The 16285-nt window shown below is 42.9% G+C and carries 13 protein-coding genes, 2 tRNA genes and 2 pseudogenes; 10 read left to right on the top strand and 7 right to left on the bottom strand.

All coding sequences use genetic code 11. The features are described 5' to 3' along the window. Positions 1 to 5: 5 nt before the first annotated feature. From ACXADP_RS07240 to ACXADP_RS07265, 6 genes are all read left to right on the top strand, one after another. The gene (locus ACXADP_RS07240) at positions 6 to 1091 is read left to right on the top strand and encodes a GerMN domain-containing protein (RefSeq protein WP_474971167.1); all 1086 of its coding nucleotides are present in this window, start codon (positions 6 to 8) and stop codon (positions 1089 to 1091) included. 126 nt (positions 1092 to 1217) lie between these two features. Next, positions 1218 to 1979 carry a ribonuclease PH gene (rph, locus tag ACXADP_RS07245; RefSeq protein ID WP_160840747.1) on the top strand — a complete coding sequence of 254 codons (762 nt, stop codon included), beginning with the start codon at positions 1218 to 1220 and terminating at the stop codon, positions 1977 to 1979. After that, positions 1976 to 2569, top strand: coding sequence for an XTP/dITP diphosphatase (locus tag ACXADP_RS07250; protein ID WP_474971168.1), 594 nt, complete (start codon positions 1976 to 1978; stop codon positions 2567 to 2569). The genes rph and ACXADP_RS07250 overlap by 4 nt, the downstream gene beginning before the upstream one ends. 15 nt (positions 2570 to 2584) lie before the next feature. Beyond that, on the top strand, positions 2585 to 3109 hold the full coding sequence (locus tag ACXADP_RS07255) for a metallophosphoesterase (protein WP_474971169.1): 525 nt from the start codon (positions 2585 to 2587) through the stop codon (positions 3107 to 3109). 264 nt (positions 3110 to 3373) lie between these two features. Further along, positions 3374 to 3447: transfer RNA gene (locus tag ACXADP_RS07260), tRNA-Gly, on the top strand. A 13-nt stretch (positions 3448 to 3460) separates the two neighbouring features. After that, positions 3461 to 3534: transfer RNA gene (locus tag ACXADP_RS07265), tRNA-Arg, on the top strand. Positions 3535 to 3702: 168 nt separating this feature from the next. On the opposite strand, the pseudogene ACXADP_RS07270 reads toward ACXADP_RS07265, so the two are convergent. The 6 genes and pseudogenes from ACXADP_RS07270 to ACXADP_RS07295 form a co-directional block, all read right to left on the bottom strand. Continuing rightward, positions 3703 to 4137 (bottom strand): annotated as a pseudogene (locus tag ACXADP_RS07270) (tyrosine-type recombinase/integrase); the annotation flags it as partial. Positions 4138 to 4164: 27 nt separating this feature from the next. Further along, on the bottom strand, positions 4165 to 4872 hold the full coding sequence (locus ACXADP_RS07275) for a tyrosine-type recombinase/integrase (RefSeq protein WP_474971170.1): 708 nt from the start codon (positions 4870 to 4872) through the stop codon (positions 4165 to 4167). Positions 4873 to 4905: 33 nt separating this feature from the next. Beyond that, positions 4906 to 5391, bottom strand: coding sequence for an ImmA/IrrE family metallo-endopeptidase (locus ACXADP_RS07280; RefSeq protein ID WP_474971171.1), 486 nt, complete (start codon positions 5389 to 5391; stop codon positions 4906 to 4908). Positions 5392 to 5472: 81 nt separating this feature from the next. Next, a complete protein-coding gene (locus ACXADP_RS07285) occupies positions 5473 to 5934 on the bottom strand; it encodes a hypothetical protein (RefSeq protein WP_474971172.1) in 462 nt (153 codons plus the stop codon). A 131-nt stretch (positions 5935 to 6065) separates the two neighbouring features. Then, a complete protein-coding gene (locus ACXADP_RS07290; protein ID WP_474971173.1) occupies positions 6066 to 6944 on the bottom strand; it encodes a hypothetical protein in 879 nt (292 codons plus the stop codon). A gap of 598 nt (positions 6945 to 7542) precedes the next feature. Further along, a complete protein-coding gene (locus ACXADP_RS07295; RefSeq protein WP_474971174.1) occupies positions 7543 to 9312 on the bottom strand; it encodes a thermonuclease family protein in 1770 nt (589 codons plus the stop codon). Positions 9313 to 9362: 50 nt separating this feature from the next. On the opposite strand from ACXADP_RS07295, the pseudogene ACXADP_RS07300 reads away from it, so the two are divergent. The 4 genes and pseudogenes from ACXADP_RS07300 to ACXADP_RS07315 all read left to right on the top strand — a co-directional run. Then, positions 9363 to 9611: pseudogene (locus ACXADP_RS07300) on the top strand (IS1595 family transposase); the annotation flags it as partial. 155 nt (positions 9612 to 9766) lie between these two features. After that, entirely contained in the window at positions 9767 to 10210 is a 444-nt protein-coding gene (locus ACXADP_RS07305; RefSeq protein ID WP_474971175.1) for a hypothetical protein, read from the top strand. A gap of 1915 nt (positions 10211 to 12125) precedes the next feature. Further along, a complete protein-coding gene (locus ACXADP_RS07310) occupies positions 12126 to 13610 on the top strand; it encodes an acyl-CoA carboxylase subunit beta (protein WP_474971176.1) in 1485 nt (494 codons plus the stop codon). 11 nt (positions 13611 to 13621) lie between these two features. After that, entirely contained in the window at positions 13622 to 15244 is a 1623-nt protein-coding gene (locus tag ACXADP_RS07315; RefSeq protein ID WP_474971177.1) for a class I adenylate-forming enzyme family protein, read from the top strand. A gap of 150 nt (positions 15245 to 15394) precedes the next feature. Here the strand turns inward: ACXADP_RS07315 and ACXADP_RS07320 are convergent, their stop codons facing one another. Further along, entirely contained in the window at positions 15395 to 16285 is an 891-nt protein-coding gene (locus ACXADP_RS07320; protein ID WP_027955232.1) for a YitT family protein, read from the bottom strand.

The following is a 16285-nucleotide window of genomic DNA, read 5'->3' on the forward strand; positions in this document are numbered from 1 at the left end:
AAAGAATGAGAAAATACAGCTATAAATCCTTTTTGACGGCCCTGGTGCTTCTAATGTGCACGGGGCTGCTTGCCGGATGCCTGTTTGAAGGAGAACAGTCGCTGGAGAAAATGGATGCTCCGGATGAAGCTGTGACAACATCACCGGAAGCGGAAGAGGATGGTTCAGCACCGGAGGAGGATGGTGAGAAAGCAGAGGATTCGACAGAACAGGAATCCACAGCAACCGTCCCTCGTGAGCTTTATTTAATGGATGCCAATGGAATGATCGCCCCGCAGACGGTGGAACTGCCGGCTTCTCAGGAAGTCGCTTCCCAGGCGTTGGAATACCTTGTGAAGGATGGGCCGGTCACGAATCTGCTGCCGAACGGGTTTGAAGCCGTTCTGCCGGCAGGAACAGAAATTCTTGGGTTGAATACGGAAGAAAATGGAACGCTTGTCGTCGATGTGTCGGAGGACTTTAAAAATTACGAGGCCAAGGATGAAGAGAAAATCCTTCAGGCGATGACCTACACACTCACTCAGTTTGACAACGTGAAGCGGATTAAGCTGTGGATCAACGGACACGAGCAGGAAGTCATGCCTGTAGACGGCACTCCGATCTCCCTGGGCGTCTCCCGGGCGGACGGGATTAATAATAACGTCGGCGTGCAGCGCGATGTGCTGAACAGCAAGGCCGTTACCGTCTACTTCCCTGCCCAGAACGGGGAGCAGGTGTACCACGTTCCTGTCACCACACGTGTCGCTGAAGACAGTGATGAATATGCGGCAAGAGTGGAGGCCCTTTTTGAAGGGCCTGAGCTCGGCAGCTCATTGACCAACCCCTTCCATGAAGGAGCAGAAATGGTCAGCTCCCGGCTGGAGAACGGCGTCCTCGCCCTTTCCTTCAATGAAAAAATCCTGACAGGATCAGATCAGCCGGCCCTGTCTGATGCTGCCCTCGCCAGCCTTGTGTTGAGCATGACGGATCTTGAGGATGTGGAATCGGTCGAAGTTCAGGTCGAAGGATCGGAGCAGGTCATCAATGAAGCGGGTGAGCCGCTCGCCGAACCTGTTTCAAGAACCGACATCAGTGGTGCTGAAGAAATGTAAAACCCGGCGCTTCAGAAGTGAATCACTTTTGAAGCGCTTTTTACGTTCATGAATAACTACCCGCACGTATGTAATTTGTGTTAAGATGGGCAAGGATAATGATGAAGAAAAAGGAGGTCATCATTGATGCGAAATGATCAACGCGAAGTCAATGAATTAAGAACCGTTACAATAGAAACCGATTATGTGAAACACCCGGAGGGATCTGTACTCATCAGCTTTGGAGATACAAAAGTGATCTGTAATGCCAGCATTGAGGACCGAGTGCCTCCTTTTTTACGTGGTCAGGGCAAAGGCTGGATTACAGCTGAATATGCCATGCTTCCAAGAGCCACGGAATCACGCAACATCCGTGAATCTTCTAAAGGGAAAGTATCCGGCCGGACGATGGAAATCCAGCGCCTGATCGGCCGCTCTCTACGCGCGGTCGTCGATCTTGATAAAATCGGAGAACGTACCATCTGGGTCGACTGTGACGTCATCCAGGCCGATGGTGGCACGCGGACCGCTTCCATTACAGGTGCCTTTGTGGCTGTTGTGCTTGCCCTTGGAAAGCTTGTGAACAAAAAATCCATCAAAGAACTGCCGATCACCGACTATTTGACGGCGATTTCCGTCGGTGTACTGCCGGACGGTAAAGAGATTCTTGACCTCTGTTACGAAGAGGACAGCCGTGCCGAAGTAGACATGAACGTCATCATGACCGGCAAAGGCGAATTCGTAGAACTGCAGGGAACAGGAGAAGAAGCAACCTTCTCTATGCAGCAGCTTCAGAAAATGCTTTCTCTTGCCGATGAAGGTGTCCAGGAGCTGATCAAGCTTCAGGAAGAAGCGATTGGGGAATGGGCGGACGTCATTCGTGCGAAAGCCGGAGCCGCAAAAGCATGAATGAGCTTTTAATCGCCACAAAAAACGAAGGGAAGATCAAAGAGTTCCGCGAGATGTTTTCCAAATACGGCATCTCCGTCGTTTCTCTTCTTGATCATGACCCTTCCATCGATATTGAAGAAACCGGTACAACGTTTGAGGAGAATGCCGTCATTAAAGCAGAAGCAATGATGAACGCATTGAATATCCCTGTTGTAGCCGATGATTCCGGTTTAGAGGTCGATGCCCTGAACGGGGAGCCGGGGGTTTATTCCGCCCGCTATGCAGGAATAGAAAAAGATGACGAAAAAAATACAGCTAAACTGCTGAACGAGCTGAACGGAGTGTCCGAAGAAGAACGGACCGCCCGTTTCGTCTGCGCCGTAGCCGTTGCACGACCGGGAGAAGCGACGTTTACGAAGCGTGGCACGTGTGAAGGCCGGATTGCCGAGGAGCGGCAGGGAGAGCATGGGTTCGGATATGATCCTGTGTTCATTCCGCAAGGCTCCAGCCGGACGATGGCTGAACACACGTCCGAAGAAAAGAACGCCATCAGCCACCGTCATCATGCCATCGTGCAGATCGAAGACTGGCTGAAAACTCAATCCTGAAAGTGGGGATGAAGGATGCCGAAAGTACTCATCATCAGTGACACACACGGACTAACCGACGAAGTAATGGAAGTGAAGAATCGCCACAGCGCCGTGGATGCTATGATCCACTGTGGCGATTCCGAGCTCTCCTACGGATCGAAGGAGCTGGAAGGCTTTCATTATGCAAAAGGAAACTGTGACTTCGAACCCGAAATGGAAAACGATCAGGTTTTCTCTGTCGGAGACATCACTTTCCTCGTTACGCACGGGCATTTGTTTCAAGTGAAATCCACCCTGATGCCCTTGTCCTACAGAGCGGAAGAGGCTGGAGCCCAGATCGCCTGCTTCGGACATTCACATATTGCAGGAGCGGAAAAGGTGAAGGACACCCTCTTCATCAATCCGGGAAGCGCCAGGCTTCCGCGTGACCGCGAAGAACCGACCTACGCCATTCTGGAGTGGGAGGATCTCGATCACGTCCGCTTGCAGTATTACCATGTGAACGGGCAGAAAATCGACGGTCTCTACATGGAAACAGCAGTAGCAGCAAAGAATTAAATTCTTTGCTGCAATCTGTTGACATATAAGCGAATCCCTAATATAATAATTCTTGTCCGCTTCAAAAGGACGTTCAAAAATATCTTTGAAACACACATACATAGCTTTACATGCGCGAGTAATTTAGTAGTAAAACCTCAGCCACGAGCTGAACTTCTGCCGAATCCACTGCGAGTTGCCCCGACGGACTTTACTTCCATGACAAGTTTTCAGAGGAAGGGGCATGCTGCGAAAGATAAACGCGGCTGAAACACATTTACATATGCGGGTGTAGTTTAGTGGTAAAACCTCAGCCTTCCAAGCTGATGATGAGGGTTCGATTCCCTTCACCCGCTCCATACATATTTATTTGTCCCAGTAGCTCAGCTGGATAGAGCAACAGCCTTCTAAGCTGTGGGTCGGGAGTTCGAATCTCTCCTGGGACGCTAACTAATAAAACGCTGAAACCTTTGGTATACAAGGGTTTCAGCGTTTTTATTTGATTGAGCATGGGTTGGTGGAGGACATAGAAAAACCCCATTTGGGGCAGAAATGGGGCAGGATTTTTTAGAGGATCATAATTGATAAAGACTTGTAATTTAATGCACCTAAAATTACTTCGTAAAATCATTCTTGAAAAATACATTAAAATGTTCAGCAGCCAATTGATCGACTTCTTCAATGTGATGTCCATAGATGTCCATAGTAGTTCCAATCTTGCGGTGCCTTACTCTCTGACTAATGGACTTAGTAGGGACATTCTGCTTAATTAAATAAGTGACAGAGTAGTCCCTCAAATCATGGAACCTAATACCTTCGATATTATGACGCTTCCTAAACCGTGCCCACCATTGACTGACACTATCCGGCCGCATGGGCTTGCCTAATTCGTCAGCAAAAAGGAAAACCCTATTGGGATCGTATTGCCGATCCCTGGTCCGGATAAATTCTTTCTTACGCCTGGCTTTAATTTGAGTAACCATCTCCAACAGCTTACCAGGAATTGAAGCTGTACCCTCCATGCCGTTTTTAATTTCTTTGATAAGTAATTCTCCGTTCTGTTGTTGTGAAAGAGACTATTCAAAAAGAATAGCGCTTTTTTCATTAAGTATATGTTTTTCCTCTAATGCAACGAGTTCGCCCTCTCTACATCCAGTTACAAATGCAATCCAAAACATTACTTGTTTCTCAAAAGGTTCATGGTTAATGCATTTGATGAGGTGATCTATCTTATCTCTTGAATAGGAGAGAGGTTTCTTCTGTTTAACAGTAGGCGGCTTTATATTCCTTGCAGGATTATTTTTTATTAGGTCAAACTCATCTGCAGCTGTTAACATGCTTTTAAAAGCCTTGTAACAGTTTCTGATAGTTGAAGGAGATAATGCTTCATCTTTACCATCTAATCTATTTTTAGAGTCCTTTAATTCATCTAGAAAGTTAACTACATGCATAGCGTTAATATCAGACAACTTTAGATGGCCGTAACCTGGTAGAATTCTTTTTTCAATTATACTCATATACTCTCTTAATGTCCGAGGAGAAAGTTTGTCTCCCGCATACTTCTTAACCCATTCCTGATAAAAGTCTTCGAGTCTTGTGTAGTTGGGTTTAGAATAATCCCCACTCAAAACTTCTGCTTCAAATTTTGCAAGCTCTTGTTTAGCGAGTGTTTTGTTCTTAACCTTTACGTTTTTTCTTTCTCGAATTGGTTTTCCTTTTTTATCGTAACCAGTTACTATAGACAGTCTAAATGAACCTTTACCACGTTTCTCAATACTTCCCATGAGATCACCCCTGTATCTAGTTTAGTTAAAGATCTAAAAAGAGCTGGTACAATAAGAACGTCTCTTTATTTGGTTCAATCGTTCTTTGCATAAATCATAAGAGACACCAAAATCATTTACCCATCGTTCTAACAGTTCTGGGTCGCCTATGTCGTACTTTTTAATCATATGTAAGGGAAGAGCAGCATAAAGAGTGAAATGCTTTGCATCGCGCTCTTGCAGCTCCCTAAAAGCTTCCGGCATCATGGACTGCTTGCCAACATGACGAATAGCGTGGCAGAGTTCATGAAAGAAGTGTTCACGTTGAACTAAATTATCAAGTGTATTATTGAGAACAATTTCTTTGTACCGACCAAATCGGACGTATCTACTTTGCATAGGTTTGTAGTGAATGAAAATTTCATATTGCATTGCTATTTTTCTTATTTTTAAATCCACAGGATATTGGAGCTTGTGCTTAATATACCAATTGGATACCCAGTCTTCTAATTCTGTTGTAGTGTAATTAGGGAAATTCATACAACCACCTTCCTTAAGGATATTATACGAACACACATTCTCTTTTTCAAGAAAAAAGAACAGTCCCTATAGGACTGTTCATTACTTGCTGCGAGGATATTCTTTTTTAAAATTTAGTTTAATTGTATCTTCTTTAGTTTTCTTATTTTCTTTCCATTTCATAGTTACTTCAACATGGTTTAAAATCTCTTTATAAAATGAGGCTGGTTTATCATTAATCTCTGAAACATATTCAGGGGTTGAAAATTCTTTCTCTTCACTAAAATTAATACTATCTGCATTTCCAGTGTATATGCTCCGAAGAGACTCCCTGGCATTAATTTCCCAATTGAGATCTTTAATCAGCTTCTCTTCCTTCGGCAAAAAAGTAGCCTTTAATGAAGTGGAGTCATCTTTTTCAGTTAGGTAAACATTCACTATCCAAGATTCATTTTCACCTTTTGCAAGATAACTTGAATTGGATTCTTCTTCTTGACTACATCCAATAAGGGTAATTACAAATATAAAAAATGTAAATGTAATTAAATTTTTTAAGTGCTTCATGATGTCACTCCAATACGAATCCTAAAATGATGTTTTAAATATCATCCATTCTATCAGAATTGAAATTAGGAAACAATATTTTTTTAGAAACACATTTAACCCCTTATAAGGGGTTAAATGTGTTTAAATCTTTATAGTCCTGCTTCAGTAAGTTCAACTTTGGATCGTACGTTGTTGTAATAAAGAGTACCATCCTTGTAGAAATCTGCCTGTGCATGCCCGACTTGTGGCAATTTTTGACTTTCTTTATCTGTATAATCGCAAGAGGTCACTTGAGCATATGGGTAGGAGTCGTATGTTGAATCCCAAGATACTGTACCAATATTATAAGTATCTTCAAAAGATCCTCCACGCCAGGCACATTCACCATGGTTTTCTGCATCTTTAAATTCATATGCAGTAGAATCTCTAGACCAACTTGTCTCTACATATTCCAAACTAACATCTCCGCCAGATTCTGCATATTCGACGTAGACTCTTTGCTGAACATCTCCATCAAATCTGTAATCAGATGATTCACCACCTTTAATTGCATGGACAGTTTGACCGAAGAAGACATTACCTAGTGAAGCACTAACCTTTTTAGAAAAGTTTTTGATGGATGTTGTTAAATCTGGTTTTTCCCTTTGAATGTTTATACTTTTACTACTATTAGATACTTCCAAATCTTCTTTATCAAAAGTTATTGTAGTCGGAATTATAGAAGCATATCTAGTTTTATCTGAATTATTGTTTTGAGTAAGTTTGACAGTTACCCCGCGAGGATTATCAATTGTTTTTTCTTCACCATTATATTGTATAGAAACAGAAGCTTTCGAAGGTAAATCTTTTAGGTTGCTATTATTAAGCTTTTCTTTCAATTGTTGCTTTGCTTGTTTGCGTTGATTTTTTCGCTCATCACTCATTACGTTATCCTCTTTTGTAGAAGGGCTTGCTTCAACAAGATTAACGTTAAAGCTGAAGGCAAATAATAACGCTGTTACTGTGAATAGTTTAAATAGATTCTTCATAATTACATCCTTTCTTAATTTTGTATAAATTTAGGTTATCATGGGATGAAAGTAATAAAAACCCTTTAAATACAAGTAAGCATATGATAATAGTCGGGATTAAATATCTGAAAAAACATTTTTTATCGCTTTGTTTACTATATTATATTGGAGTATTCAAAATCTATTTACCAAATATAGATGTTTCCTGAAGGCTATCACTAACTATGCAATCAGTATTTCTCTCAAACCTTGAGGGTTATTAGCAAGCTTATTAACTGTTAAAAAAGCTTCGCTAAGGAATTCTTTATACATAGCAAATTACCTAATTTTTATAAAAATGGTTGATTTCCTTCTTTAATAGCCATCAACTATTGGTATTCAGTTCCTCTTGCATAAAATTCTTACCTTCTTGTTAACTTCACCCAAATTTAGTACATGTCTCATTAGTAAAATATGATTTTCTATTTCCTCTACAAAAAATAACACGTCCACAGACGTGTTATTTTATATCCATTTCTATAGATTTCTGTACTAAGTATTGAAAATAGCTCTCCAGTTCCTTGATTTGTTCTGGGCTCATTGACTTCCACTTCTCAATATCAAAGGAATAAATCATTTATTGAAGGCTATCGCAAGCAATTCCGTCAGTATCTCTGTTCAAATCATGAGGATCACTAGCTGGTCCGCCAGCTGCTTCAAAGAAAGCTTGTGCAGCTGCATGTTTCCCATTGAAATCACCACAGTCACGGTCAGGACCAAATGGGTCGTACATTAGACCACTATTAGCTGGTTCTTCAGGCTCTGGTTCCGGCTCAGGGGCTGGTTCTTCCTTTTCATCTTCATAGTGATAACCATGGTCATGGTCCTTGTGAGCATATCCAGGAATAGACCATACACCTTTGCCAGAATCAATGGCAATCTGCTGAACCTTATGGAATTGATCAAGCATGGTTAAGTCGTTATATAAATAAGCAGTACGAGCAAGACCTTTTCTTAGTAGTTTTTCCTGAATGGTTTCTCCATCGATAAACACGTAGGCGAGTAGGCGTCCGTACCTATCTCTTTCTTCTTTACCAACCTTCACTCTAACGTCCTTACCAGTGAGCGTTTCTTTTACATACTTGGACGCTTCAGGTCCATAAGGTTGAACAGGTTCGTTCGGGTGCACCGTCTCAGGAGTGTCTACTAGTAATAGGCGAACGTCTTCCGTTTTACCGTCCATTCTTATTTCTAGAGTATCTCCATCAACTACGCGGGTAACGGTAGCGTTGGTTTCATTTTTCTTCTTTTCAGCTGCTGCCCTGGCTTTGGCTTCTTCCTCAGCCTTTTCCTTCTCAGCTTTCTCTTTAGCGGCTGCTTCGGCCTCAGCTTTTTCTTTCTCTGCCTTTTCTTTAGCAGCTGCTTCAGCCTCTGCTTCTTGCTCTTTTTCCTCAGGTTCATCACTAGCAACTTCTTTATTCTCAGGTTCTCCTGAATCACTACCTGAGGAGTTATCTGTGCTTTCGTTTTTAACCACTTCTTCGGAAGGAGTTTCAGCCTCTAGTTCCTCAGATGTAGAGCTATTATCATCGGAAAAGGCACCCACTCCTGAGCTAATAATTAGCAAATAAATGAGAGCAGCTGTTACCATCTTCCATAGCTTGCCGGTACGAAACCCTACAATTTTTTGATGCCATTTTCTTTCCTTTTTCTTTATTTCAATATTACATCTTTCTTGTGCAGTACTTAAGACTCTCTTCTCATCACTTAAAATTTTAAAAATTGTACCATTCAGGGTTAAAAGAGTACTCATCGCTCTAAAGTCAATGGAGGCTTGAGAAACAGATTTCCATTCCACCTGTCCAAGTTCCATCAGCTTCCCTTTTTGAAAAGAGTAGGCAAAGATTCCTGTTTGAGTAATGGCAGAGAATTGATCCGGTTCATTTGAGTTATATAAACCACCATTAACTACAAAAATAAAATCAGGGTGCAAATCAATAAGCAATTTCCTGACTGTATCCTTCTTTGGTTGAGGTTTATCATTATTGGTCTTTATCTGCTGAGATTTTATTGGTTGAGGTTTTTCGTGTGAAACTTCCTTATGTGATAACACAGGTGGTATAGACTTAGCTTCTTTTTTCGGGGTATTCATTTTGTATGACTGCTTTAAAAGTGATTCAAACTTCTCTCTATCATCCTCCAAATGCACCAGCAGCAATTCGAAGCCTGCAGATTCACTTAAAAAATGACGAGGCAGGGAAGGATTTAATTCACTCCAGGTCTGTTCGAACTTCTCTATTAAATCATCTTTTGGAAGGCTTAATATTTCAATTACTTGATTTAATCGTTTACTTTGAGGAGCTGGGAAAATGTGCTCTGGATTGAAATGATCAAATCCATTGTGCAAACCACTGGTACTTAATATAAATGCCTTTAAGTAATAGTTAAGGGCTATAAATCCGCACCAAGGGGCTTTACCACATCCAGAACGTCAATAACTACCACCGAAGGCTGAAAGCGTGGATACAGCGCTTCAACGGCGTGGCAACGAAGTATCTCAATCATTACTTGACCTGGTTCCAGGTATTAGAGAGTATCCATCATCAGAGGAATGAAGTGACGATGAATGATATGATAATAAAAGGGAATTTAATTCCAAGTATAGAAACCTATGATACACTTAGGTTATCTAAGTTCGAGGTATAGATAATACCGCTCTTTTGAACTAACGGAGCAGAATAATCAAATAAGAAAAAGAGTGAAATAGTATGCAAAGGAAGGTTTTTATAATGCGAAGTATTTTTGATGTCACACAACTAATGTTTCTTCGTTTCTTAATGAGACTAATGTTAAAAAGGAAGATGTACAAAGAACCTATTAAAGTAATAGAGAAGTTCCGAGAGCGTTTTGTTAGTAAAGGATACTTGAACGATGACTTGTCAAAAGGACCTGAAACAGCCAAGTATTCAATTATTGACAGTTTAGTTTCTGCATTTGAATCTCTGCGTCATTATCGTAATGAAGATGATTTTTACCTTCAGGTGGCTAAACAGTGGGTTGGTGATTTATATAGCAGCAACCACAAAATATCTTTCTTCTTCGTTATTGTCTATGGATTGATTTTATTAACCGTTTTTATTAATCAGTCTTTCATTACAATACCAGGGGAAATGATGTTCATAGGGCTCTTTGTGTTACCTTTACTGGGATTTATTATCGCCATAGGAGGAAGAGGTTGGAAGAGGTTAATGCTAATGTCAATTAACATCCTGGTTTTTGCTTATTCCATTATAATCGTAGCTTAAAGGTTTTTTAGGGAATTATACAATCCCATAATCAGCGCTCTCTGCGGGCTATTTTAACAAGACAATAATTCTGCATAGGACTACCTAATAAGGTAGTCCTATTTTTTCTATAAATATCAACAACAAACTTTAACAGAGCCAAAAGTTTAAATGGTGTAAGTGGGGTAGAAGCCCATTTAGGGCAGAACTTTTCTTAATTGTCTTTTCGATGTTTCTGGTAGTAATCTTTGCTAGAAGGGGTTTATGTAAATACGATCTTGTAACTGGCATCCCTGGCAACCACAATATAACTTATTCCGTTTTCATCAGTCTAACTTTGAAATTCAGTAATTGATCCTCCTTCTTGAGGAAAATGATTACTCATCTTCTTTTATACAGAAATCAATATTGGATAGCACTTTTCAGTTAAGTTGAGTTAACCGCCCCTAGTTTTAACAAATTCCCAACAACCCTTTTTGCATCTGTTTACACAATTCTAAAATCATCCTGGTAGAGTAGATGTAAACTGTCTAGGTTTATAGTTTTACTATCAAAGCTTATTGCATAGTGAGACGTAAATTCAATAGTGATCTGTGACCTTAGTCTCTGAAATATTCACAACTGCCTTTGAAATCAACTGAGGTTGGTTTTTATTATTTGAGTGAGCTTTGGTTAGGTTAAGATTATCAGAAGTGAAGGATAGATTTTCAAGGAGACAATCGAAAGCGTTATTATTATGATGCTCGACATTAAATTTTTTTATAGCAGCATCTACTTCTGCTTCACCATACCAAAGTTTCATTATAACTTGATATAACTTTTATCTTTTTCCGTCTATATACCAGTTCATGTTAGATAGTTCTTTCCATCAGTTATTTATTGGCAGTTTCGATAGCTGCTAAATTTAACGACAGTCCGAAAAGTGTTATAAAAATTAGTTTTTGGGGAACATTTGTTACCCTTATTATTTCTATTTTTCTTGTATGAATAGAGTGGACTGCTTAAGGCTTGTTCTGTTTTGTTTATTGCAAGTGTATTGATCCTATCACAATAACAAGATTATTGTTGTGGTGCATATCAATTTACCCTAAAACGAAGTGGAAAGAATTATTTGACATCGCATTCCTCACTCAAGGTAGGGTCTATTCATTCTGCTTTGATTTAGTTAAAAATAATTTTTATTCGAACACTTATGACGCCGACAACATCCATTTCTAGATTGTTCATTAGAAATCGATATTTAATTGGTTATGTTTTACAGGGTAGCATTCTCATAACTATATTATAGATTTTATAAAAAGAAAAAGCAGCAGCAGGGTGGTGCCCCCCGGAAGTAGAGTTAACAATCTAATTTCCGGGGGTTTTTTTATGGCAAAGTATAGTAAGGAATTTAAATTGGAGTTGGTAAGGATGAAAGAGTCACATTTAAAATGGACAATATAGCCGGCTAAAAATGTACAAAATCGTTGCCTTAAATTTCGACAAGCTTCATCATTAAATTGAATCCATGCGGGAGGAGATTTAGTTCACGAAGCTGGAGGGAGAGCGAGGAAAAATGAAAGAATACCAATGTGGGATGTCCTATACCGATATTGGACAGATGCTGCGAGTGTCTTTCGCAAGAACAGGCCGTTTACATGACCCAGGATTACTTAGATTATAGTCCATTTTCAAAATGGCTATAGACTATCTTTTGTTTTCGAGAACGGGTCTAATTGACCAAGTGACTTACGAAGGATTCAGTACAGAAGATGCAGTCTATGAGATGAACCAAGTTGGTTTGTAATGGCAGAAGGAGCAGTGAATAGCTGCTCCTTCTTTTATTTACAGACTCTAAAAGAATTGAATTTTCAGACTAATTAACCTATACTAACAAATAAACCCTGTATTTTTTGACCACTACATACCAACCAGTCAGTATCTGAAGGAGGTTCTTATGAACACAAACGAAAAACAAACCGATTCCTCTACAGAACAAAAGCCTGTTAAGCTTACCGCTCATGAAAGAATTCACCTGCTTGCTGATGACGGATCCTTTTTTGAACTCGGAAAATCTGCCCATTCATCTGTCCCGGGAATGGAAGAACGGACGCCTGCCGATGGGCTGATCGGCGGTTTGATCCGTGTCGATGGCCGGGAAGCGATCGTTCAGGCGATGGATGTGAGTGTGTTATCTGGAACGGAAGGGGAGGTTCATCTCCGGAAGAGTGAGTATTTTCATCAGTATGCGAAAAAGAGGAAGCTGCCGCTTTTTAATTTGTGTGAAGGTGGTGGGCTGCGGATGCCGGATGGGATGGGTTCAGACGGAATCAGTGACAAGCTTTTTCCGAACTGTCTGCTGGATCACTCCAGAGAAACCCCGATCCTTACCGCCATTCTTGGGGACAGCTTCGGCGGTCCGACGTGGATGGCCGTGACATCGGGTTTTGTCACACAGGTGCGCGGAACGGGAATGGCCGTTGCCGGGCCGAGGATGTTGGAGATGGCGAGTGGAGAAGAGATTACAGCCGAAGACCTTGGGGGGCCTGATATGCATGCGGCATATACAGGGCAGATTGATCACGTCGCTGAAACAGAGGAAGAAGCGATAACGGCTATGAAGCGGTTTTTCAGCTATCTGCCTTCTTCATATGAAGACACGCCTCCTTTTAAAGTATCTGTGCCTTCGTCCTCATCTTCAGGGGAAAACGCAGCGGCTGTTGTTCCTTCGAACATGAGACGTCCGTATGACATGAATAAACTCATTCGTGAGATTGTCGATCTGGAATCCTTTATGGCTTTCCGACCTTTTTACGGAAAAGCACTCCTTACAGGTCTTGCGCGTATGGACGGGCGGGTCACAGGAGTGGTGGCGAGTCAGCCGCTTCATATGGCGGGGGCTCCAGGGCCGGAGGAGTGTGATAAGGCGGTGGATTTCATCTGCCTCTGTGATTCGTATCATATTCCTTTGATTTTTCTTCACGATACTCCCGGGTTCAGGATCAGCAGTCAGGCAGAAAAGCGGAAAATGCCTTCAAAGATTATGAATTGGAATACGGCGCTTGCTAAATCCACTGTTCCGAAGTACTCCATCGTCATTCGTAAAAGCATTGGAGCGGCGTATGGAAACATGGGTGGGCCAGGCATGGGGGCGGACGTGGTGGCTGCCTGGCCGGAGGCTGAAATTAACTTTACCGGCCCCGACGTTGGTGTGAATGTTGTTTATGGAAGACAGATCAAACAGGCGGACAATCCTTCTGAAGCCCGTGGGGCTTATTTGGAACAGTGGAGCTTCGACAGCTCACCAGCGAAAGCCGCGGGTAAGTTCTTGATTCAGGAAATCATCGAGCCGGAACAGAGCCGGGATTTTCTGCTTCGGTTTTTACGAACGGCGTCGGATAAAAGTGAAAGACGGCTGGCAGACTGGCCGATGTCCACATAAGGAGGAATCGAATGAAAAGCGAAATGAAACGGCATCAAATAGAGAACATGTACCCTCTTGGAAAACACCCGCTTCTCGTATACGTCCAGCACCACGCAGAGAAACGCCCGCATGAGGCTGCTTATTTTTATTATGGATACACCCTGACGTGGGCGGAACTTTTGAATGGTATTGAAAAGATGACTGGATTTTTGTCACAGAAGGGCTTTGAAAAAGGGGACCGGGTCGGGCTCTATATGCAGAACAGCCCGCAGTATATCATTGCCCACTATGCCATCCAGTCAATTGGTGGGATTGTCTGTCCGTTGAACCCGATGTACAAAGCGAGCGAGTTAACTTATTTAATGAAGGAAGTCGGCATGAAAGGACTATTTACCGGCGGGGAACTGTTAAGTGAGGTGAGGAAAACAGACAGCGATCTTCATGCGGTTCTTGTCGTTTCCTACGAAGATTATATTCCTGAGCATACCGAATGGGAAGTGCCGGGTGACTTGAGGGTTCCGGATCTAACATTAAAGGAAAAGGAAACCCATTGGAGCGATGCTGTAAACGAAGCGGAACCGCAAAAAGCGTCTGAAAATGTCGATATGGATGATACGGCGCTGCTTGCTTTCACGTCAGGAACGACCGGAAGACCGAAAGCTGCGATGCTCACGTATGAAAATGCTTTGTATAAAACAGCAGCGGCTGTGGAAGCGAATGGGGTGGAAGAGGAAGAGACGTGGCTAGCGGTGATGCCGCTCTGTCATATTGCGGGTATGGTGATGGGCGTGAACATCCCGGCGTTTACCGGTTCCCCCTGTGTGCTGTTTGTCAGGTTTGATCCCCGGCAGGTGGTCACAGCACTGACTGCTTACGATGTGTCGGTGTGGTACAGCATCGCCCCGATGAATGAGGCTGTGTTATCCGTGGTAGACGGGGAAAAAGCGGATGCTCTGCGACTCAATTTATGTACGAGCTTCGGTATGCCTGTGACAGAAGACCTGGCAGAACGCTGGCGTTCTTTTGCGCCGGATAGTTCGTTGTATGAAGCGGCTTACGGTCTGAGCGAGACCCATACCGTGGACACCTATATGCCCGGTGACGGTGTGAAATTCGGATCTGTCGGCCTCCCTGTTCCTGGATCGTCCCTGGCTGTCCGCGATCCCCTAACAAAAGAAGACCAGCCTGCCGGTGAGGCCGGGGAAATCGCTGTGAAAAGTCCCGGTGTGTTCAAAGGCTACTGGGGGAGGCCTGATGCGACAGCGGAAGTGCTGGCGGACGGGTGGATGCATACGGGTGATATCGGTTATTTCGACGAAGACGGCTATTTATACTTTCAGGGACGTCTGAAGGAAATGATCAAATCGTCAGGATTCAGCATTTTCCCTGAAGATGTCGAAGCATTATTGAAGGAACATCCTGCCATCTCCCAGGCGGCTGTCATCGGTGTGCCGGATGAATCAAAGGGGGAGGTCGTCAAAGCGTTCATTGTTCTGAAAGAGGAATCACCCTTGGAGGAGGAAGAGCTGATTCAATGGGCAAAAGCCCATATGGCCCGCTATAAAGTTCCGGGTTTTGTCGAATTCCGCACGTCTCTTCCTCAGACAGGAGCAGGTAAAATCTTAAGGCGCGTGCTGAAAGAAGAATCCTGAGACGGAAAAAGAAGCACAACAAGGTGAGCCTCTCCACTTATAAAGAATACGGGTGATCCCACAGCAGTCATCCCCTGATAAGCAGCACGTGACCATCCATACGAAAGAGACATCCGTAAAAAAAAGAGGCGCAGCTGAATGCGCCTCTTTTTAATGAATTTCTTTTTTCTTAAAGCGTCCGCCCCGCACTTCGGCAATATCCCCGATGGCCATGAAGGCTTGTTCATCGTGCTCCTGGACGAGCGCTTTCAGCTTCGCTTCCTCCAATCGGTTGATGACGCAGAAGATCACTTTTTTCTCATCATTGGAGAAGGCTCCTTCTCCTTTTAAAAAGGTGACGCCGCGGCCGAGGCGCTGGATGATGGCTTCACTGATGCTCTCGTATTCATCGCTGATGATATGTACAGCCTTCGATTCATCCAGTCCTTTAATCGTAATGTCGATCATTTTATAAGCGACAAAATAGGCAAGCAGGGAATACATCGCCCGGTCCCACCCGAAGACGAAGCCCGCGCTTCCAAGGATGAACAGGTTGATGAACATAATGATTTCCCCGACAGAAAAGGGGATTTTGCTGCTGATCAGAATCGCAGAGATTTCTGTCCCGTCGAGACATCCTCCGTAGCGGATGACCATTCCTACACCGATGCCGAGGATAAATCCCCCGAATAATGTCGCAAGCAGAATATCATCGGTAAAGGCAGGCACCGGATGAAGCACGGTTGTGGCCGTTGAAAGGATGGCAATGCCGTACACCGTTGACCAGGCAAATGTTTTTCCAATCAAGTTATATCCAAGAAAGAAAAAGGGGATATTCAATAGGAAGATGAACAGCCCGAGTTTCCATTCCGTCAAATGCGACAGGATAATGGAGATTCCGACGATTCCGCCATCGATGACCTGATTCGGAACGAGAAAAATTTCCAGTCCTACCGCCATAATGATGGCACCGAGCGTGATGAAAACCGCGCGTTTCGTAAACTCTTTGGACGTAATTTTCAGATGCTGGACTTGTTGACCGCTGATGGCAGGTCCCTCCAT

The sequence above is a fragment of the Halobacillus sp. AWH4_228 genome (assembly GCF_056158365.1).

Coding starts and splice junctions, on each gene's coding strand:
- ACXADP_RS07240 (WP_474971167.1), top strand. CDS start 6: ATGAGAAAATACAGCTATAAATCCTTTTTGACGGCCCTGGTGCTTCTA.
- rph (WP_160840747.1), top strand. CDS start 1,218: ATGCGAAATGATCAACGCGAAGTCAATGAATTAAGAACCGTTACAATA.
- ACXADP_RS07250 (WP_474971168.1), top strand. CDS start 1,976: ATGAATGAGCTTTTAATCGCCACAAAAAACGAAGGGAAGATCAAAGAG.
- ACXADP_RS07255 (WP_474971169.1), top strand. CDS start 2,585: ATGCCGAAAGTACTCATCATCAGTGACACACACGGACTAACCGACGAA.
- ACXADP_RS07275 (WP_474971170.1), bottom strand. CDS start 4,872: ATGGGAAGTATTGAGAAACGTGGTAAAGGTTCATTTAGACTGTCTATA.
- ACXADP_RS07280 (WP_474971171.1), bottom strand. CDS start 5,391: ATGAATTTCCCTAATTACACTACAACAGAATTAGAAGACTGGGTATCC.
- ACXADP_RS07285 (WP_474971172.1), bottom strand. CDS start 5,934: ATGAAGCACTTAAAAAATTTAATTACATTTACATTTTTTATATTTGTA.
- ACXADP_RS07290 (WP_474971173.1), bottom strand. CDS start 6,944: ATGAAGAATCTATTTAAACTATTCACAGTAACAGCGTTATTATTTGCC.
- ACXADP_RS07305 (WP_474971175.1), top strand. CDS start 9,767: ATGTACAAAGAACCTATTAAAGTAATAGAGAAGTTCCGAGAGCGTTTT.
- ACXADP_RS07310 (WP_474971176.1), top strand. CDS start 12,126: ATGAACACAAACGAAAAACAAACCGATTCCTCTACAGAACAAAAGCCT.
- ACXADP_RS07315 (WP_474971177.1), top strand. CDS start 13,622: ATGAAAAGCGAAATGAAACGGCATCAAATAGAGAACATGTACCCTCTT.
- ACXADP_RS07320 (WP_027955232.1), bottom strand. CDS start 16,285: ATGGAGGGACCTGCCATCAGCGGTCAACAAGTCCAGCATCTGAAAATT.